At 60.7% G+C, this 17,858-nt stretch carries 22 protein-coding genes; 2 read left to right on the top strand and 20 right to left on the bottom strand.

Going from position 1 to position 17,858, the window contains the following annotated elements:
* Positions 1–2: 2 nt before the first annotated feature.
* The 5 genes from ccmE to ccmA all read right to left on the bottom strand — a co-directional run bounded on the left by ccmE (position 3) and on the right by ccmA (position 2,777).
* Positions 3–458, bottom strand: coding sequence for a cytochrome c maturation protein CcmE (ccmE, locus tag ORL50_RS23285; protein WP_266018383.1), 456 nt, complete (start codon positions 456–458; stop codon positions 3–5).
* A complete protein-coding gene (ccmD, locus tag ORL50_RS23280; protein ID WP_008055370.1) occupies positions 455–631 on the bottom strand; it encodes a heme exporter protein CcmD in 177 nt (58 codons plus the stop codon). The genes ccmE and ccmD overlap by 4 nt, the downstream gene beginning before the upstream one ends.
* Positions 628–1,383 (bottom strand): heme ABC transporter permease, encoded by a 756-nt coding sequence (locus ORL50_RS23275; RefSeq protein ID WP_266018382.1) that lies wholly within the window; start codon positions 1,381–1,383, stop codon positions 628–630. The genes ccmD and ORL50_RS23275 overlap by 4 nt, the downstream gene beginning before the upstream one ends.
* Positions 1,384–1,476: 93 nt before the next feature.
* On the bottom strand, positions 1,477–2,145 hold the full coding sequence (gene ccmB, locus ORL50_RS23270) for a heme exporter protein CcmB (protein WP_266018381.1): 669 nt from the start codon (positions 2,143–2,145) through the stop codon (positions 1,477–1,479).
* Positions 2,142–2,777, bottom strand: coding sequence for a cytochrome c biogenesis heme-transporting ATPase CcmA (gene ccmA, locus ORL50_RS23265; protein ID WP_266018380.1), 636 nt, complete (start codon positions 2,775–2,777; stop codon positions 2,142–2,144). The genes ccmB and ccmA overlap by 4 nt, the downstream gene beginning before the upstream one ends.
* A gap of 197 nt (positions 2,778–2,974) precedes the next feature.
* Between ccmA and fliK the strand changes: the two genes are divergently transcribed.
* Both fliK and ORL50_RS23255 read left to right on the top strand, forming a co-directional pair.
* Positions 2,975–4,540 (top strand): flagellar hook-length control protein FliK, encoded by a 1,566-nt coding sequence (gene fliK, locus ORL50_RS23260; protein ID WP_266018378.1) that lies wholly within the window; start codon positions 2,975–2,977, stop codon positions 4,538–4,540.
* Positions 4,537–4,866, top strand: coding sequence for an EscU/YscU/HrcU family type III secretion system export apparatus switch protein (locus tag ORL50_RS23255; protein WP_266018376.1), 330 nt, complete (start codon positions 4,537–4,539; stop codon positions 4,864–4,866). Before fliK ends, ORL50_RS23255 begins: the two co-directional genes overlap by 4 nt.
* A gap of 66 nt (positions 4,867–4,932) precedes the next feature.
* Here ORL50_RS23255 and ORL50_RS23250 read toward each other — a convergent pair whose 3' ends face one another.
* The 15 genes from ORL50_RS23250 to ORL50_RS23180 all read right to left on the bottom strand — a co-directional run.
* Positions 4,933–5,196 carry a hypothetical protein gene (locus tag ORL50_RS23250; protein WP_266018374.1) on the bottom strand — a complete coding sequence of 88 codons (264 nt, stop codon included), beginning with the start codon at positions 5,194–5,196 and terminating at the stop codon, positions 4,933–4,935.
* Positions 5,197–5,318: 122 nt separating this feature from the next.
* Positions 5,319–5,711 carry a DUF2802 domain-containing protein gene (locus tag ORL50_RS23245; protein ID WP_266018372.1) on the bottom strand — a complete coding sequence of 131 codons (393 nt, stop codon included), beginning with the start codon at positions 5,709–5,711 and terminating at the stop codon, positions 5,319–5,321.
* On the bottom strand, positions 5,712–6,197 hold the full coding sequence (locus tag ORL50_RS23240; protein WP_007946765.1) for a chemotaxis protein CheW: 486 nt from the start codon (positions 6,195–6,197) through the stop codon (positions 5,712–5,714).
* A gap of 76 nt (positions 6,198–6,273) precedes the next feature.
* A complete protein-coding gene (locus ORL50_RS23235) occupies positions 6,274–7,116 on the bottom strand; it encodes a CheW domain-containing protein (protein ID WP_266018369.1) in 843 nt (280 codons plus the stop codon).
* Positions 7,117–7,239: 123 nt separating this feature from the next.
* On the bottom strand, positions 7,240–8,028 hold the full coding sequence (locus ORL50_RS23230) for a ParA family protein (protein WP_266018368.1): 789 nt from the start codon (positions 8,026–8,028) through the stop codon (positions 7,240–7,242).
* A gap of 42 nt (positions 8,029–8,070) precedes the next feature.
* Entirely contained in the window at positions 8,071–8,964 is an 894-nt protein-coding gene (motD, locus tag ORL50_RS23225; protein WP_266018367.1) for a flagellar motor protein MotD, read from the bottom strand.
* 15 nt (positions 8,965–8,979) lie between these two features.
* A complete protein-coding gene (locus tag ORL50_RS23220; RefSeq protein ID WP_045061205.1) occupies positions 8,980–9,720 on the bottom strand; it encodes a flagellar motor protein in 741 nt (246 codons plus the stop codon).
* On the bottom strand, positions 9,720–10,856 hold the full coding sequence (locus ORL50_RS23215) for a protein-glutamate methylesterase/protein-glutamine glutaminase (protein WP_266018364.1): 1,137 nt from the start codon (positions 10,854–10,856) through the stop codon (positions 9,720–9,722). The genes ORL50_RS23220 and ORL50_RS23215 overlap by 1 nt, the downstream gene beginning before the upstream one ends.
* 50 nt (positions 10,857–10,906) lie before the next feature.
* Positions 10,907–13,141, bottom strand: coding sequence for a chemotaxis protein CheA (locus tag ORL50_RS23210; protein WP_266018362.1), 2,235 nt, complete (start codon positions 13,139–13,141; stop codon positions 10,907–10,909).
* A 21-nt stretch (positions 13,142–13,162) separates the two neighbouring features.
* Positions 13,163–13,951 (bottom strand): protein phosphatase CheZ, encoded by a 789-nt coding sequence (locus tag ORL50_RS23205; RefSeq protein WP_266018361.1) that lies wholly within the window; start codon positions 13,949–13,951, stop codon positions 13,163–13,165.
* Positions 13,952–13,973: 22 nt separating this feature from the next.
* Entirely contained in the window at positions 13,974–14,345 is a 372-nt protein-coding gene (locus ORL50_RS23200; protein WP_003183998.1) for a chemotaxis response regulator CheY, read from the bottom strand.
* Positions 14,346–14,509: 164 nt separating this feature from the next.
* On the bottom strand, positions 14,510–15,250 hold the full coding sequence (gene fliA, locus ORL50_RS23195; RefSeq protein ID WP_122837952.1) for an RNA polymerase sigma factor FliA: 741 nt from the start codon (positions 15,248–15,250) through the stop codon (positions 14,510–14,512).
* A complete protein-coding gene (gene fleN / locus ORL50_RS23190; protein ID WP_045058906.1) occupies positions 15,247–16,077 on the bottom strand; it encodes a flagellar synthesis regulator FleN in 831 nt (276 codons plus the stop codon). The genes fliA and fleN overlap by 4 nt, the downstream gene beginning before the upstream one ends.
* Before the next feature lie 116 nt (positions 16,078–16,193).
* Positions 16,194–17,519, bottom strand: coding sequence for a flagellar biosynthesis GTPase FlhF (flhF, locus tag ORL50_RS23185; protein WP_266018350.1), 1,326 nt, complete (start codon positions 17,517–17,519; stop codon positions 16,194–16,196).
* An 11-nt stretch (positions 17,520–17,530) separates the two neighbouring features.
* A partial coding sequence (locus tag ORL50_RS23180; protein ID WP_266018349.1) for an FHIPEP family type III secretion protein occupies positions 17,531–17,858 on the bottom strand: 328 nt, incomplete at its 5' end.

The following is a 17,858-nucleotide window of genomic DNA, read 5'->3' as shown; positions in this document are numbered from 1 at the left end:
AGTTAGCCCTCTTTCGCAGGAGTAGGTGCCGACATGCCACTGTCTTTCAAAGCCTTGGTCACTTCCGGCGGCATATATTTTTCGTCGTGCTTGGCCAGCACTTCGTCGGCCACCACTACGCCTTCGGCGTTGATTTTGCCCAGGGCGACGATCCCCTGCCCTTCACGGAACAGATCGGGGAGGATGCCGCGGTAGCTGATGGTCACGGTCTTGTTGAAATCGGTGACGTTGAACTTCACGTCCAGGGAATCGCCGGTACGTTGCAGCGAACCGGCCTCGACCATGCCGCCGGCGCGAATGCGTGTGTCCTGCGGGGCTTCGCCGTTGGCGATCTGGGTCGGTGTGTAAAACAGGTTGATGTTCTGCTGCAGGGCGCTGAGGGCCAGGCCGACGGCTGCGCCGACTCCGACCAGGATCGCGAGAATGATGATAAGACGCTTTTTGCGCAGCGGATTCACTTGCCGTTCTCCCGGCGCAGACGACGCGCCTCTTGTTGCAGATACCGCTTGCGGGCCAGGATCGGCGCCGCCACGTTAAGGGCCAGCACTGCCAGGCAGATGCCATAGGCGGACCAGACATACAGGCCATGATGGCCCATGGCGAGGAAGTCGCCGAATGAAGCAAAACTCATCGTGCGGCCTCCAGGCTGTTCTGCACTTCGGTTTTTACCCAGCTGGCCCGGGCCTCGCGCTTGAGCACTTCGAGGCGCATGCGCAGCAACAGGACCGCGCCGAAGAAGCAATAGAAGCCCAGGACAGTCAGCAGCAGCGGCAGCCACATTTCAGCGGGCATCGCCGGCTTTTCGGTCAGGGTAAAGGTCGCGCCCTGGTGCAGGGTGTTCCACCACTCCACCGAGTATTTGATGATCGGGATATTGATCACACCGACAATCGCCAGTACAGCGCACGCCTTGGCGGCGCTCTCACGATTGCTGATGGCGTTGCCCAGCGCAATGAGACCGAAGTACAGGAACAGCAGAATCAGCATCGACGTTAGTCGCGCATCCCAGACCCACCACGAGCCCCAGGTCGGCTTGCCCCAAATCGCCCCGGTGACCAGCGCCACGGCGGTCATCCAGGCGCCGATGGGCGCCGCGCATTGCAGGGCGACGTCGGCCAGCTTCATCTTCCACACCAGCCCGACGATGCCGCACACCGCCAGCATCACGTAAATCGATTGCGCCAGCATGGCGGCGGGAACGTGGATGTAGATGATGCGAAAGCTGTTGCCTTGCTGGTAGTCGGGCGGCGCGAAGGCCAGGCCCCAGACCACACCAACACCCATCAGCAGCACTGCAGCGATGCTCAACCACGGCAGCAGTCTACCGCTGATGCCGTAGAACCATTTGGGTGAGCCGAGCTTATGAAACCAGGTCCAGTTCATACTGTTTCCATCACGGTTGCTCTTCGCTATGAAGAGCCAAGGGTCTGCCTTTTTTTCAAAAGCGAGCGATCAAAAAATGACCAGACCTCATTATTATTCGCCGACGCTGATCTTCAGGCCAGCAGCTATTGCAAAGGGTGTCAGGGTTATCGCCAGGGCGGTCAGGCTACCAAGCCACAGGAGATAACCGGTCGCCGGCATCCCCATCAGCGCCGCCTGCAAGGCGCCACTGCCGAGAATCAATACCGGGATGTACAACGGCAAAATCAGCAGCGCCAGCAGCAAACCGCCACGCTTCAGTCCCACGGTCAACGCCGCGCCCACCGCACCGAGCAGGCTGAGCACTGGTGTACCGAGCAACAGCGACAGCAGCAACACTGGCAGACAGGCGGCAGGTAATCCGAGCATCAGCGCCAGCAGCGGTGCCAGCAACACCAGGGCCAGGCCGGAGAAGGCCCAGTGTGCCAGTACCTTGGCCAGAACCAGAAGAGGCAGGGGGTGCGACGAAAGGACCCACTGCTCCAGGGAACCATCTTCGAAATCACTGCGAAAGAGCCCGTCCAGCGAGAGCAGGACCGACAAAAGGGCTGCTACCCAGACCAGTCCCGGAGACAAGGTTTGCAACAATTGAGACTCGGGTCCGACTGCCAAAGGGAACAGTGAAACCACGATTGCGAAGAATACCAGGGGGTTTGCCAGTTCAGCCGGACGACGAAACAGCAGACGGGCCTCGCGGGCCACCAACAGGCCAAAAACACTCATACGGCCCAGTTCCCCAGATCAATGTCACGGTAGCCGGCTGGCATCCGGCTCAGCGTATGGTGGGTGGTCAACACCACCATGCCGCCGCGCTCGCAGTGGGCTGCCAGGTGCTCCTCGAGTTGCGCCACGCCCTGTTTATCCAGCGCGGTAAAAGGTTCATCGAGAATCCACAACGGCGGGCTGTCCAGATATAACCGAGCCAGCGCCACGCGACGTTGCTGGCCGGCGGACAGGGTGTGACAGGGAACGTCCTCGAACCCGCGCAGCCCGACGGCACCCAGCGCCTGCCAGATGGCTTCATGGGACGCTGGTTGATGCAGGGCGCAGAGCCAGCTGAGATTCTCTTCAGGCGTCAGCAAGTCCTTGATCCCTGCGGCGTGGCCGATCCACAACAGATTGCGCGCCAATTCGTGGCGCTGTTCGTTGAGCGGCTGACCGTTGAGCAGCACTTGACCGGCGGTCGGCTGCATCAACCCGGATAACAGGCGCAGCAAACTGGTCTTACCGCTACCGTTGGGGCCGCTGATTTGCACCATTTCGCCACTGGCCAGTCTCAATTCGAGATTTTCGAAAAGCAGCCGAAGGTCTCGCTCACAGGCAAGGGCAACGGTTTGCAGGACTGGACTGGTCAAGAGATCACGGGCCTTTACGGTTCAAGTCGGCGGTATTGCGGCCGCTAAAGAGATGCAGGATAAATGCATTGGCGGCCCGTTATGGAGAGCTGCGTCAAACAAATGCATCGTTTCGCGCGCCCCATAGACGACGGGGCGGCATTATACATGCCATCTCCTACTCTCAAGAGTGCAATTTCCTCAGGTTGTGACCGCGTATGACAGGCGAAATGAACATCCTCCCAATCTCGCAGAATGCGCCGGCCAATTCGCGCCCCCCGGCCAGCGGCGAGTTGCTCAAGCTGGCGACGCCCATGGAAGGCCTGATTTCCGCCGGCCAGTCCGCCAACGCCGAGGTGCTGTCACTCAAGCAAGCTGACCAGGCCTTCCAGCTGCTGTTGAAGATCACCCTGGAAAGCGGCCGCCAGACCACGCTTCAGGCCACCAGCACCCAGCCGCTGCCCCAGGGCACTAGCCTGGCGATCACCCAGCCCTCGGCGGGCAACCTGGCCATCACCCTGCAACAGGCCCTCGCCTCCAGCGCGGCCACCCTCAACCGCCTCGACACCGCGCAACTGCCGGCGGGTACCTTATTGCAAGGCAAGGTGCTGACCTCCCAGGTGATGCCGCAAGAGTCAGGGCAACCTACCGTGTATCGCTCAATGGTCAGCCTGCTCAACACGGCCTTGAGCGGCAGCACCCTGAGCATCGACAGCCCGACGCCGCTGCGCATCGGCACCCTGCTCAGCGCCCTGGTACAGGACAGCCAGACCTTGAAGTTCGTGCCCCTGGGCAGCCGTTCGGAGCAACTGGCGGTGACCCAGCAACTGGCCAGTCAGCAAAGCCGCCAGGGTTCTCTGGACGGGTTGCTCAAGCTGTTGCAAAACCTGCCCGCCACGGACCAGACCTCCAGCGACCTGCGCGCCGCAGTGGACAAGTTGCTCGCCGGCCTGCCCGATATCCAGCAACTGAGCAGCGCCAAGGGCCTGGCCCTGGCGCTGGCGAACAGCGGCGTCTTCCTCGAATCGAAGCTGCTTAACGGGCAAAACCCATCGCTGGCGCCGGATATGAAAGGTGATCTGCTCAGACTTATCGCCCAACTGAGCCCCGCTCCCAACACGCACCTCAACGCGATCATTGCCGCCAACACCCTGGCCCAGGCCATGCCGAGCTTCATGCGCAACGCGTTGGGCATGCTCAGCCAGGTCAGCGCCAAGCCTTCACCCACCAGCTTCCCGATCGCCGATCGCCTGTTGCAAAGCGCTGAAGGCGAAGATGATCTTGAGCACTTGCTGCGCCTGGCAGCGGCTGCGGTGTCGCGCCTGCAAAGCCATCAGCTATCGAGCCTCGAACAGACCGGCGTGACCGCTGATGGGCGCTTGATGAGTACTTGGCAACTGGAGATTCCGATGCGTAACCTGCAGGACATCGTGCCGCTGCAGGTCAAATTCCAGCGCGAGGACGCTCCCGAAAAAGAACCGCCAAAGGACCGGCACGAAGATCGCCCGCCCAAGCAGCAACTATGGCGGGTTGAACTGGCGTTCGACATGGAACCGCTGGGGCCATTGCAGGTTCAGGCGCAGTTGATCAGCGGCAGCCTGACCGGCCAACTGTGGGCCGAACGGCCGTACACTGCCAGCCTGATCGAACGCAACATGGCCGCCCTGCGCCAGCAGCTGCTGGATTCAGGCCTGAACGTCGGCGATATCGATTGCCACCTCGGCACCCCGCCCCAAGGCCCGCAAACCCGTCTCGAACAACGCTGGGTGGATGAAACCGCATGAGCAATACCGACACCCCACGCCAGGCCATCGCCCTCAAATACGACGGCACCCACGCCCCGACCCTCACGGCCAAAGGCGACGATGCGCTGGCTGAAGCGATCCTGAAAATTGCCCGCGATTACGAAGTGCCGATTTACGAGAACGCCGAATTGGTGAAGTTGCTGGCGCGAATGGAGTTGGGAGAGAGTATTCCGGAGGAGTTGTATCGTACGATTGCGGAGATTATTGCGTTTGCCTGGAAGTTGAAGGGGAAGTTTCCTGAAGGGCGGGACCCGGATGCCGGGATAGTGGAGCGCGACATCACTGACAAGGGCGATGATTATTAAATGGTTAAGTGTTGACTGTGCTCATTCAGAGCGCAGCCAACACAACTACTTCGACTTACACCTCACTCAACTATCGGACACACTTTCCGGCTGAATATCGCCAACGATTGTCTTACCATCCACTCGGTAAAGATGGAAAGAAATACGCAGACCTACAAGCGGCAGTGGACGATTCATCTGCATAGCTTCAACCCCGCGCAGTTCATAGAGATTACCATCGAGTGCGGAGCGAACCTTTCCTTTCGCCTTCGGCGTAATGACTGGCCAAGTCGGATCTTCCAACTCAAAAGATTCAATGACCCCATTATGGCGAACTGGTTGCTGTTCCATGCAATACATTCCTTAAAATCGAAATTAATGAATTTGTGTTCGAACTTGCACTGCAAGCTCGAACACAAATTAAAACTTTCGAAAGAATGGCACAACTAGCTAAAGTAACAGGGTAATGACGGTTAGTTCTTGTGCAACTTGCGCATCAATTCCGCCTCGGCCTGGGTCAGGCCGCAAGACGCCGTCAGCTCTTCGGCGCTGGCGCCCATGCCCACCAGGCGCGCGGCCTGGGCGAACGACAGGCTCGACGGGTCGCGCTGCTCGAGCTGCACCAGCTTGTCCGGCAATGGCCCGACCACCGCGCGCAGCTCCTGCAGCTCCTGACCCATGCGCACATTACCGTCCTGGTAATTCTCCACGCGCCTGGCCAGGTCCTTGATGCGCTGATCGCGCAGCGCGTCGCCCTCGGCCTGTTGCGCGGCGAGCAGTTTTTGCGCACGAACGTACGCCAGGAACATTGCCAGGGTGCCCGCCCAGAACAGGAACAGGACAATGAGCGCGACCTCAAGAATCAATCAGATGTTCTCCAGGTCCGACCATTCTTCTTCGCTCATCATCTTGTCCAGCTCGACCAGGATCAGCAGTTCGTTGTTCTTGTTGCACACGCCTTGAATGAACTTGGCGGACTCTTCGTTACCGACGTTGGGTGCAGTTTCGATTTCCGACTGACGCAGGTAAACCACTTCAGCGACGCTGTCGACCATGATCCCAACTACTTGCTTGTCGGCCTCGATGATGACGATACGGGTGTTGTCGCTGATCTCGGCGTTCATCAGGCCGAAGCGCTGGCGGGTGTCGATCACAGTGACCACGTTACCGCGCAGGTTAATGATGCCCAGTACGTAGCTTGGGGCACCTGGAACCGGGGCGATCTCGGTGTAGCGCAGCACTTCCTGAACGCGCATCACGTTGATGCCGTAGGTTTCATTGTCCAGCTTGAAGGTTACCCATTGCAGGATCGGATCTTCAGAACCCTTTGCCGCCGTCGCCTTATCATTCATACCCTGACCCCTCAAAAAACCGCCGTGGCGGTGTGTGTTCGGTGCAGCGGCCGTCAACCGGTCGCTGCCAGTTTTGTTATGTCGGCTGGTGAGCAGGCTTTTTGCCGCCCATGTGCCTTGCTCCGCCGCTGGCAATCAATTGCGCCAGCTCGGCAACATCGAGCAACGCACACATGTGTTCAATCACGGTGCCGGCCAGCCACGGGCGCTGGCCCCGCTGGCTGCGCCATTTGATTTCGTTCGGGTCCAGGCGCAAGGAGCGACTGACCTGATGCACCGCCAACCCCCATTCGTAGCCCTGGACCGAGATCACGTACTGCAAGCCCTGGCGAAAATCGTCGCGGTAGCGGTCGGGCATTACCCAGCGCGCGGTGTCGAGGACTTTCAGGTTGCCGGCCTGGCTTGGCAATATCCCGAGGAACCAGTCCGGCTGGCCGAATAGTGGAGTCAGTTCATGGCCTTCCAGGGAGTAGATCGAGCCCAGGCACACCAGCGGCACCGCCAGGGTCAGCCCGGCCACATCGAACAACAGGCATTCAAAGGGCTCGGCGGCCCAGGCGGGGCGACCGTTGCTTTCCACTGGCGGCAGGGTGTTGCCGGGCGGCAGATGGACTTCGACAACTGGAGGCACCAGGGCCTGGAGCAGCGGCGCGATGGTTGATACGGGCGCGGGCGCTTCGATCAGCACGACCGGGGCCTTCTCGACCGGGATAACCACCGATGCGCTAACCACAGCAGGCGTTTGCGCATCCCGGGCCTGTTCTTCAAGCACAGCCGCCTGGAACTCGTCCAGGACGGTTTCTAACTCGACCGTTTCCACTTCAACCGGCAGGTCTTCGGTCGCGTCCATCAGCAAACTGTCGAGATAGGACTGCAGCGCCAATTGTGGACGTGAGGTGACCTTCACTGGCCGATTCATGCGCACTCCTTCGTAGGAGCTGCCGCAGGCTGCGATCGTTTGACTTTGATCTTTTCAAGGGCGCCGCAAAGCCAGATCAAAAGATCGCAGCCTTCGGCAGCTCCTACAGGGAATGTGTTCATCTCATGCCTCCTGCGGCACGAGTTGCTGCTCAAGTAAATGCTTGAGCAACGAACGATACGCCAACACGCCGCGGCTCTTGCCGTCGAACTGCGACGGCGTGAGGCCGGCGCGGCTGGCATCGCGCAGGCGCGTGTCGACCGGGATGTAACCCTGCCAGACTTCTTCCGGGAACATGTCCTTCACGACGCGCAGCGTGCCAATGGACGCCTGGGTGCGTCGGTCGAACAGGGTCGGCACGATGCTGAACGGCAGCGGCTGCTTGCGCGAGCGATTGATCATCGCCAAGGTATTGACCATGCGCTCCAGCCCTTTTACGGCCAGGTGCTCGGTCTGCACCGGGATCACCAATTGCTGGCTCGCGGCGAGGGCGTTGACCATCAGCACGCCCAGCAGCGGCGGGCTGTCGATCACTGCGTAATCGAAGTCCTGCCACAACTGCGCCAGACTCTTGGCGATTACCAGGCCCAGGCCACTCTGGCCAGGCGACTGCCGTTCGAGAGTCGCCAGCGCGGTGCTCGAAGGCAGCAGCGAGATGCTCTCGTGGCTGGTCGGCAGCAACAGTTGCCCCGGCAACCCTGCAGGGACGCTGCCCTTATGCAGGAACAGGTCGTAGCAGCTGTGCTCCAGGGCATCGGGGTCATACCCGAAATAGCTGGTCATGGAGCCGTGGGGATCGAGGTCGACCACGACCACGCGCTTGCCCGCCTCGGCCAGCAACCCGGCTAAAGCGATGGAGGATGTGGTTTTACCAACACCACCCTTTTGATTGGCGACTGCCCAGACTCTCATTCGAATGATTCCTCCCGGTCGAAATGCCGACCGAGAAATAGCTCAGCGTGTTAATGCGGGTGACGGAGAATTGACGGCGCTCTCTCGTCCCGGCGGCTTGACGGGTGCAGGTGCAGTTTGTGTGCCAGCACGCTTCAACGCGGCGTCCGGCTGTGCATTGGCGGTACCTGTACCGGTCAGGCTGCGCCGTACATCAAGATTGCGCGATACCACCAGCACTACCCGGCGGTTGCGCGCGCGACCTTCGGCGGTGGCGTTATTGGCCACCGGCTGGAACTCGCCATAACCCACCGACGCCAGGCGCCCGGGGTTTACCCCTTGCATCGCCAGCATGCGCACGATGCTCGCCGAACGGGCCGAAGACAGCTCCCAATTGGTAGGGTATTGCGCGGTGCGGATCGGTTGATCGTCGGTAAAGCCTTCGACGTGGATCGGGTTGTCGAACGATTTCAGAATGCTCGCGACCTTGTCGATGATATTGAAGGCGATGTCGCTGGGCATGGCGTCGCCGCTGCCAAACAACAGGCTGGAATTGAGCTCGATCTCGACCCACAGCTCGTTTCCGCGCACGGTCATCTGGTTTGAACTGATCAGGTCGCCGAACGCCGCACTGATGTCGTCGGCAATGCTTTGCAAGGGATTGTCACCCGCCTGCGCGATGCCGGCGTCGAGCTGCTCGCTGTCCTTGACCAGCGGCTTGGCCGGAGTCACGGTCTTGGGTCGTTCATCGCCAATGGGGATCGGTTTCAGCGCTCGATCAGAGTCGTTGAACACGCCAATGAGCGCCTCGGAAATGACCTTGTACTTGCCTTCGTTGATCGACGAAATCGAGTACATCACCACGAAAAACGCGAACAACAGCGTAATGAAGTCGGCGTAGGAAACAAGCCAGCGCTCATGGTTCACATGTTCTTCAGGTTGCCGGCGACGTGCCATCGTCCTTTACTCCCATCAATCCATGAAGCCCTGGAGCTTCAACTCGATAGAGCGAGGGTTTTCACCTTCGGCGATCGACAGAATGCCTTCCAGCAACATTTCGCGATAACGCGACTGCCGCAGGGCAATGGCCTTGAGTTTGGCGGCGATGGGCAACAACACCAGGTTGGCACTGGCCACGCCGTAGATGGTGGCGACGAAGGCCACGGCAATGCCGCTGCCCAGTTGCGATGGATCAGCCAGATTGCCCATGACGTGAATCAGGCCCATCACCGCACCGATGATGCCGATGGTCGGCGCGTAGCCGCCCATGCTTTCAAAGACTTTGGCGGCTTCGATGTCCCGGCTTTCCTGGGTGTAGAAATCGACTTCGAGAATGCTGCGAATCGCTTCCGGCTCGGCGCCGTCCACCAGCAGCTGCAAGCCTTTACGCGAGTAATTGTCGGGTTCTGCGTCAGCCACCCCTTCCAGTCCCAGCAGGCCTTCCTTGCGGGCGGTGAGGCTCCAGTTGACGACGCGATCAACGCCGCCGGCCAGGTCCACACGCGGCGGAAACAGAATCCACACCAGGATTTGCATCGCACGCTTGAACGCGCTCATCGGTGACTGCAGCAGCGCCGCGCCGACGGTTCCGCCGATCACGATCAGCGCCGCCGGACCGTTCGCCAGTGCGCCGAGGTGACCACCTTCAAGGTAGTTGCCGCCGATGATGGCGACGAACGCCATGATGATCCCGATGAGGCTCAGTACATCCATCAGACACACGCCTCGACCAGGTGCCTGCCGATTTCGTCCAGGCTGTATACCGCGTCGGCGAGCTCGGCCTTGACGATGGCCATGGGCATGCCATAGATCACGCAGCTGGCTTCATCCTGGGCCCAGATGGTACTGCCGCCCTGTTTTAGCAGGCGTGCACCTTCGCGTCCGTCAGCACCCATGCCGGTCAGCACCACCGCCAGAACTTTGTCACCATAGGATTTCGCCGCCGAACCGAAGGTGATGTCTACGCACGGCTTGTAGTTCAGGCGCTCGTCCCCCGGCAGGATTTTCACCGCGCCACGGCCGTCGATCATCATCTGCTTGCCGCCCGGCGCCAGCAGCGCCAGGCCTGGACGCAGGATGTCGCCGTCCTCGGCTTCCTTGACGTGGATGCGGCAGAGTTTGTCCAGGCGCTCGGCAAAGGCCTTGGTGAACGCTGCCGGCATGTGCTGCACCAGCACGATCGGCGCCGGGAAATTCGCCGGCAGTTGGGTGAGCACCCGCTGCAGCGCCACCGGGCCACCCGTGGAGGTGCCGATCGCGACCAGTTTGTAGGCTTTGCGCTTGGGCACAGACGACGCCGCAGTTGGCGCAGAAGCACGCGGTGCAACCGGAGTTGGCGCCGGGCGCGCAGGCGCACTGTTGCCATAGCTGCCAACGCTCGTCGACGTTGGCGCAGGCGCCGCAACCGGTGCAGCGACCGGGGCCGGCGCGCTGTAGGCACTGGCCCGTCGATTACTGCGCGAGATGGTGTGGATCTTCTCGCACAGCAGTTGCTTGACCTTGTCCGGGTTGCGCGAGATGTCTTCGAAATTCTTCGGCAGGAAATCCACCGCGCCGGCGTCCAGCGCATCCAGGGTGACCCGGGCGCCTTCGTGCGTCAGCGAGGAGAACATCAACACCGGGGTCGGGCAGCGCTGCATGATGTGCCGCACCGCCGTGATGCCGTCCATCATCGGCATCTCGTAGTCCATGGTGATCACGTCCGGCTTGAGGGCCAGCGCCTGGTCGATCGCCTCTTTGCCGTTGGTCGCCGTACCGACGACCTGGATGTTGGGATCCGCCGAAAGAATTTCCGAGACGCGGCGACGGAAAAAACCCGAATCGTCCACCACCAGGACCTTGACTGCCATAAACACTCCGTTAGATGGAGCGAAGGCTCGATCGCCCCGCTCCACCAGAATCAAATACGCCGGGTGGCGTAACGCTTGAGCATGCTCGGAACATCGAGAATCAGCGCGATGCGGCCGTCACCGGTGATGGTGGCGCCCGACATGCCCGGGGTTCCCTGGAGCATTTTGCCCAATGGCTTGATGACCACTTCTTCCTGGCCCACCAGTTGATCGACGACAAAGCCGATCCGCTGGGTGCCCACCGAAAGGATCACCACATGGCCTTCGCGCTGCTCTTCATGAGCGGCGGAAGCGACCAGCCAGCGTTTGAGGTAGAACAATGGCAACGCCTTGTCGCGCACGATCACCACTTCCTGGCCATCGACCACGTTGGTACGCGACAGGTCGAGGTGGAAGATCTCGTTGACGTTCACCAGCGGGAACGCGAACGCCTGGTTGCCGAGCATGACCATCAGGGTCGGCATGATCGCCAGGGTCAACGGCACCTTGATGACGATCTTCGAACCCTGGCCCTTGGCCGAGTAGATGTTGATCGAGCCGTTGAGCTGGGAGATCTTGGTTTTCACCACGTCCATGCCCACGCCACGCCCGGACACGTCGGAGATCTCGGTCTTGGTCGAGAAGCCTGGTGCGAAAATCAGGTTGTAGCACTCGGTATCGCTCAGGCGATCGGCTGCGTCCTTGTCCATGACCCCGCGTTTAACCGCGATGGCGCGCAGGATGTTCGGGTCCATGCCTTTGCCGTCGTCGGAAATCGACAGCAGGATATGGTCGCCTTCCTGCTCGGCCGCGAGGATGACCTTGCCGCCACGGGGTTTGCCCGAAGCTTCGCGCTCTTCCGGCGACTCGATACCGTGGTCGACGGCGTTGCGCACCAAGTGGACCAATGGGTCGGCCAGGGCCTCGACGAGGTTCTTGTCGAGGTCGGTTTCTTCGCCGACCAGCTCCAGGGCGATCTCTTTCTTGAGCTGGCGAGCCAGGTCGCGAACCAGGCGCGGGAAGCGCCCGAAGACCTTCTTGATCGGCTGCATGCGGGTTTTCATGACCGCGGTCTGCAGGTCGGCCGTGACCACGTCGAGGTTCGACACGGCCTTGGACATGGCCTCGTCCGCGCTGTTGGCGCCCAGGCGTACCAGGCGGTTACGCACCAGCACCAGTTCGCCAACCATGTTCATGATTTCGTCGAGACGCGCGGTATCGACCCGCACGGTGGTCTCGGCTTCGCTGGCCGGCTTTTCCGCAGGCGGTGCGGCCGGTGCGCGGGCGGGCGCGGGTTTGGCTGCTTCGGCTTTGGGCTCGGGCGCTTTCGCCACCGGCTTGGGCGCTGCAGCCTTGGCCACCGGAGCGGCAACCGCAGCGCTGGTACCAGTAGCCGTGCCGACCTCGGTGAACTTGCCTTTACCATGCAATTCGTCGAGCAACGCTTCGAATTCGTGATCGGAGATCAGATCGCTGCCCACTGCGGCAGCAGTCGGTGCTGCCGCTACCGGCGCTACCGGGGCGGAGGCAATAGCCGACTCCAGCGCTTCGACGGCAAAGTTACCCTTGCCGTGAAGCTGATCAAGCAGTGCTTCGAACTCTTCGTCGGTGATGTCCGAGCTGTCGCCTGGCGCTTTCGGCGCAACCGGTGCGGCAGGTGCCGCTGGTGCAACCACTGCGTCGACGGCGAACTGGCCTTTACCGTGCAACTGATCGAGCAACGACTCGAACTCGTCGTCGGTGATTTCGTCGCTGGCTGCGGCGGTATTGCTGACTGGCGCGGGTGCCGCTTCGGCCTGGGCCTTGACCGCATTGAGCGAGTCCAGCAGTTGTTCGAATTCGTTGTCCGTGATGTCAGCCGATTCGCTTTCTGCCACAGGCGCCACTTCGGCAACCGGTGCAGCTTCGTCGGCCGATTGCGGCTCGGCCAAACGCGCCAGTGCCTCCAGCAATTGAGGCGTGGCAGCGGTAACCGCGCTGCGCTCGCGGACTTCGGTGAACATGCCGTTCACCGCGTCCAGTGCTTCGAGAACCACGTCCATCAGTTCCGAGTCGACGCGACGCTCACCCTTGCGCAGGATGTCGAACACGTTCTCGGCGATGTGACAGCACTCCACCAGCTCGTTGAGCTGGAGGAAGCCGGCGCCTCCTTTTACAGTGTGAAAACCGCGAAAAATTGCATTGAGCAAATCCGCATCATCCGGTCGGCTTTCCAGCTCGACCAGCTGTTCGGACAGTTGCTCTAGAATCTCGCCGGCCTCAACCAGGAAATCCTGAAGGATCTCTTCATCGGCGCCGAAGCTCATTAATGGGGTGCTCCTACAGGTCTAAAATCCAAGGCTGGATAGCAAATCGTCCACATCGTCCTGACCGGACACAACGTCTTCTCTTTTATCGGCATGAATCTGCGGACCTTCACCCTGAGAGAGATGTTTTTGTGGATCTTTTTCCGCGAGCATCGCTTGACGGTCATGTTCGATGCCCGCAAAGCGGTCCACCTGACTGGCCATCAGCACGAGCTTGAGCAGATTGCTTTCAACTTCGGTGACCAATTGAGTCACGCGCTTGATCACCTGGCCGGTGAGGTCCTGGTAATCCTGGGCGAGCAGAATGTCGTTGAGGTTGCCCGCCACCACACGATTGTCTTCGCTGCTGCGGGTCAGGAAACCGTCGACCCGCCGAGCCAGCTCGCGGAACTCTTCGGCCCCGACTTCGCGACGCATGAAACGCCCCCAATCAGTGCTCAACGCCTGCGCCTCCTGGCTCAGGCCGTTGACCAGCGGCGTAGCGTTTTCCACCAGGTCCATGGTGCGGTTGGCGGCGGCTTCAGTGAGCTTGACCACGTAACCCAGGCGCTCGGTGGCATCGGTGATCTGCGAGACTTCCTCGGCTTGCGGCATGTTCGGGTCAATCTGGAAATTGACGATCGCGCTATGCAGCTCGCGAGTGAGCTTGCCCACTTCCTGGTACAGGCCGCGGTCACGGGTCTGGTTGAGCTCATGGATCAGTTGCACAGCGTCGCCGAACTTGCCCTTTTCAAGGCTCTCGACCAATTCGACCGCGTGTTTTTTCAGGGTCGATTCGAAATCGCCCTGTGAAAATTCTATTTGCTCCATAGCTCCCCCGTGGCGCAGATACTCAACCAATGCGTTCGAAAATCTTCTCGATTTTTTCTTTCAACGCCTGGGCCGTGAAGGGCTTGACCACATAGCCGTTAACACCGGCCTGGGCTGCTTCGATGATCTGCTCACGCTTGGCTTCAGCGGTCACCATCAGCACTGGCAAGTGCTTGAGCTTTTCGTCGGCGCGCACGTGGCGCAGCAGATCGATGCCGGTCATGCCGGGCATGTTCCAGTCCGTTACCAGAAAGTCGATGCTGCCGCTGTTGAGGACCGGGATGGCAGTGGTGCCATCGTCGGCCTCGACCGTGTTGGTGAACCCAAGGTCACGCAACAGGTTTTTAATGATCCGCCGCATCGTTGAGAAGTCATCAACGATGAGGATTTTCATGTTCTTGTCCAATTCGACCTCCAAGCAGTCTTAAACGCGCCCAGCACCTGGACACGCCATTTCATTCAATCCGGCAAAGCACTCGATGACTGCGTGGAGCACAACAGATCGCGACCGGCGGATGTACAACCCGCCAGCCGGTTCGCAGTGTCCCCACACTGCCTTCAGCGCGCTCGCCACTCCCCCAAACGCCCCCGCAAACGGGCCGCGCACTGGCTGTGTAACTGGCTGACCCGCGATTCGCTGACACCCAGGACCTCACCGATTTCCTTGAGGTTCAGCTCTTCGTCGTAGTACAGCGCCAACACCAGTCGCTCACGCTCCGGCAAATTGGCAATCGCGTCCGCCAGCGCTGCCTGGAAGCGTTCATCTTCCAGGTCGCGCGACGGCTCCGTATGAGCACTCGCGCCATCCTCGTGCAGCCCTTCGTGTTCGCCGTCCTGCAACAGGTCGTCGAAACTGAAGAGGCGGCTGCCCAGGGTGTCGTTCAAAATCCCGTAATAATCGTCAAGACTCAATTGGAGTTCGGCCGCAACTTCGTGATCTTTAGCGTCGCGACCGGTTTTAGCTTCAATCGAGCGAATTGCGTCGCTGACCATTCGGGTATTGCGGTGGACTGAACGTGGCGCCCAGTCCCCCTTGCGCACTTCATCCAGCATCGCGCCGCGGATCCGAATGCCCGCGTACGTCTCGAAACTCGCGCCTTTGCTGGCGTCATATTTGGTCGACACTTCGAGCAGGCCAATCATCCCGGCCTGGATCAGGTCTTCGACCTGGACACTGGCGGGCAGACGCGCGAGCAAGTGGTAGGCAATCCGTTTTACCAGTGGCGCGTAACGCTCGATCAGCTCGCACTGCGCATCGCGGGCCGATTTCTTGTAGAGGTTATAGCCACTGGCGGTCATAGCACCGGTCCTGCCGTTTGTTGCACGAGGCGCTCGACGAAAAATTCCAGGTGCCCGCGCGGGTTCGCCGGCAGCGGCCAGGTATCGACCTTCTGCGCGATCGCCTTGAACGCCAGTGAGCACTTGGAGCGCGGGAACGCTTCGTACACCGCACGCTGTTTTTGCACGGCCTTGCGCACGCTTTCGTCGTAAGGCACAGCACCGACGTATTGTAAGGCGACGTCGAGGAAGCGGTCGGTGACCTTGGTCAACTTGGCGAACAGGTTGCGCCCTTCCTGCGGGCTCTGGGCCATGTTGGCCAGGACGCGGAAGCGGTTCATGCCGTAGTCGCGGTTGAGCAACTTGATCAGCGCGTAGGCGTCGGTGATCGAAGTTGGCTCGTCGCACACCACCAGCAGGACTTCCTGGGCGGCGCGCACGAAGCTGACGACCGAATCGCCAATACCGGCCGCAGTATCGATCACCAGCACATCGAGGTTATCGCCGATGTCGCTGAAGGCCTGGATCAGGCCGGCGTGTTGCGCAGGTGTCAGGTGCACCATGCTTTGGGTGCCGGACGCGGCCGGCACGATACGAATGCCGCCGGGGCCTTGCAACAGGACGTCGCGCAGCTCACAGCGGCCTTCGATCACGTCGGCCAGGGTACGTTTGGGTGTCAGCCCCAGAAGGACGTCGACATTAGCCAGCCCAAGGTCGGCGTCCAGAAGCATGACGCGCCGTCCGAGCTCGGCCAAAGCCAGCGACAAGTTCACTGACACGTTAGTTTTGCCGACGCCACCTTTGCCGCCGGTCACCGCGATCACCTGTACGGGATGCATGCTGCCCATGTTATTTCTTTACCTTGTCTTGCATAGACGGAGGCCACATTACTGGCTGCGCGTTCATCAACTGAACAATGCATGGCAGACCATCGATGTAGGTACAAAAACGATTCATTAATACCTCAGCCAACCTGCTTGGTGGGACTGTGGTAAATATCAGCGAACATGTCAGCCATGGCTTCTTCGCTGGGTTCTTCCTGCATTTGCACGCTGACTGCGCGACTGACCAGCTGATGCCGCCGCGGCAGATGCAAATCATCCGGGATCCGCGGCCCATCGGTCAGGTAAGCCACCGGCAATTCATGACTGATGGCCAGGCTCAACACCTCGCCCAGGCTGGCCGTTTCATCCAGTTTAGTCAGGATGCAGCCGGCAAGCCCGCAACGCTTGTAACTGTGATAAGCGGCGGTTAGAACCTGTTTCTGGCTGGTGGTTGCCAGGACCAGGTAATTTTTCGACTTGATGCCGCGCCCGGCCAGGCTTTCCAGCTGCATGCGCAGCGCCGGATCGCTGGCCTGCAGGCCGGCGGTATCAATCAGCACCACGCGCTTGCGCAGCAATGGCTCCAGCGCTTGCACCAGGGATTGCCCCGGATCGACATGGGTCACCGGCACATTGAGGATGCGGCCCAGGGTCTTGAGCTGTTCCTGGGCGCCGATCCGGTAACTGTCCATGCTCACCAGCGCGATATTCTGCGCGCCGTACTTGAGCACGTAACGGGCGGCGAGCTTGGCCAGGGTGGTGGTCTTGCCCATGCCGGCAGGGCCGACCATGGCAATCACGCCGCCCTCTTCCAGGGGTTCGATTTCCGGTGTCGCGATCATCCGCGCCAGGTGCGCGAGCAACATGCGCCAGGCCTGACGGGGTTCATCAATGTCACTGATCATTGCCAGCAGGTCGCGCGACAGCGGACCGGACAGGCCAATGCGTTGCAGCCGGCGCCACAGGTTGGCCTGGGCCGGGCGGCTGCCTTGCAGCTGATTCCACGCCAGGGAGCCCAGCTGCACTTCCATCAATTCGCGCAGGCTATTGAGTTCAAAACGCATCGAGTCGAATGCACGCGGGTCGACACCGCCAGTGGCCGCAGGTGCCGGCGCCGGGCGTGCAGGCTCGGTGTAGGTAGGCTCGACCAGGGGTTCGGCGGCGGTCAGCGGCAGGCCGGCGAACAGCTGGCGATTGGTCGCCTTGTCGCTCTCGCCTTCGCTGCGCAGGCTCAGTTCGGCCTGGGCCGTGACGATCCGCGACTGGGTCTTGCGCAGTTCATCCTCGAGTTCCATGTTCGGAACACGCGGTGCCAGCGCCGAGAGCTTGTAATCCAAGGCAGCCGTCAGCTCCACGCCGCCGGCGATTCGGCGATTGCCGATAATCGCGGCATCGGCGCCCAGCTCGTCACGGACCAGTTTCATGGCCTGACGCATATCGGCGGCGAAAAAACGCTTAACTTGCATAAACCACTACCTCAGCCGTTGGGCCCTACTGTCGCAACGATGGTCACTTGCTTGTTGTCAGGAATTTCCTGATACGCCAACACGTGCAAACCCGGGACTGCTAGTCGACCGAAGCGCGAGAGCATCGCGCGAACCGGACCGGCCACCAGCAGAATCACCGGTTGACCTTGCATTTCCTGACGCTGCGCCGCATCGATCAACGAGCGCTGCAGCTTCTCAGCCATGCTTGGCTCCAGCAGGACGCCCTCTTCCGAGCCTTGTCCCGCCTTCTGCAGACTATTGAGCAATATCTGTTCCAACCTTGGCTCCAGCGTGATTACTGGCAGCTCGGAGTCAGTG

The sequence above is a fragment of the Pseudomonas sp. RIT-562 genome, from assembly GCF_026241895.1.
GTDB classification, from domain to species: domain Bacteria; phylum Pseudomonadota; class Gammaproteobacteria; order Pseudomonadales; family Pseudomonadaceae; genus Aquipseudomonas; species Aquipseudomonas mandelii_F.
This window is presented reverse-complemented; position numbering and strand designations above follow the sequence as displayed.

What these genes read in the sequence shown, in the direction of transcription:
- ccmD (WP_008055370.1), bottom strand. Translation starts at nt 631, where the DNA reads ATGAGTTTTGCTTCATTCGGCGACTTCCTCGCCATGGGCCATCATGGC.
- ORL50_RS23275 (WP_266018382.1), bottom strand. Translation starts at nt 1,383, where the DNA reads ATGAACTGGACCTGGTTTCATAAGCTCGGCTCACCCAAATGGTTCTAC.
- ccmB (WP_266018381.1), bottom strand. Translation starts at nt 2,145, where the DNA reads ATGAGTGTTTTTGGCCTGTTGGTGGCCCGCGAGGCCCGTCTGCTGTTT.
- fliK (WP_266018378.1), top strand. Translation starts at nt 2,975, where the DNA reads ATGACAGGCGAAATGAACATCCTCCCAATCTCGCAGAATGCGCCGGCC.
- ORL50_RS23255 (WP_266018376.1), top strand. Translation starts at nt 4,537, where the DNA reads ATGAGCAATACCGACACCCCACGCCAGGCCATCGCCCTCAAATACGAC.
- ORL50_RS23250 (WP_266018374.1), bottom strand. Translation starts at nt 5,196, where the DNA reads ATGGAACAGCAACCAGTTCGCCATAATGGGGTCATTGAATCTTTTGAG.
- ORL50_RS23240 (WP_007946765.1), bottom strand. Translation starts at nt 6,197, where the DNA reads ATGAATGATAAGGCGACGGCGGCAAAGGGTTCTGAAGATCCGATCCTG.
- ORL50_RS23235 (WP_266018369.1), bottom strand. Translation starts at nt 7,116, where the DNA reads ATGAATCGGCCAGTGAAGGTCACCTCACGTCCACAATTGGCGCTGCAG.
- ORL50_RS23230 (WP_266018368.1), bottom strand. Translation starts at nt 8,028, where the DNA reads ATGAGAGTCTGGGCAGTCGCCAATCAAAAGGGTGGTGTTGGTAAAACC.
- motD (WP_266018367.1), bottom strand. Translation starts at nt 8,964, where the DNA reads ATGGCACGTCGCCGGCAACCTGAAGAACATGTGAACCATGAGCGCTGG.
- ORL50_RS23220 (WP_045061205.1), bottom strand. Translation starts at nt 9,720, where the DNA reads ATGGATGTACTGAGCCTCATCGGGATCATCATGGCGTTCGTCGCCATC.
- ORL50_RS23215 (WP_266018364.1), bottom strand. Translation starts at nt 10,856, where the DNA reads ATGGCAGTCAAGGTCCTGGTGGTGGACGATTCGGGTTTTTTCCGTCGC.
- ORL50_RS23210 (WP_266018362.1), bottom strand. Translation starts at nt 13,141, where the DNA reads ATGAGCTTCGGCGCCGATGAAGAGATCCTTCAGGATTTCCTGGTTGAG.
- ORL50_RS23205 (WP_266018361.1), bottom strand. Translation starts at nt 13,951, where the DNA reads ATGGAGCAAATAGAATTTTCACAGGGCGATTTCGAATCGACCCTGAAA.
- ORL50_RS23200 (WP_003183998.1), bottom strand. Translation starts at nt 14,345, where the DNA reads ATGAAAATCCTCATCGTTGATGACTTCTCAACGATGCGGCGGATCATT.
- fliA (WP_122837952.1), bottom strand. Translation starts at nt 15,250, where the DNA reads ATGACCGCCAGTGGCTATAACCTCTACAAGAAATCGGCCCGCGATGCG.
- fleN (WP_045058906.1), bottom strand. Translation starts at nt 16,077, where the DNA reads ATGGGCAGCATGCATCCCGTACAGGTGATCGCGGTGACCGGCGGCAAA.
- flhF (WP_266018350.1), bottom strand. Translation starts at nt 17,519, where the DNA reads ATGCAAGTTAAGCGTTTTTTCGCCGCCGATATGCGTCAGGCCATGAAA.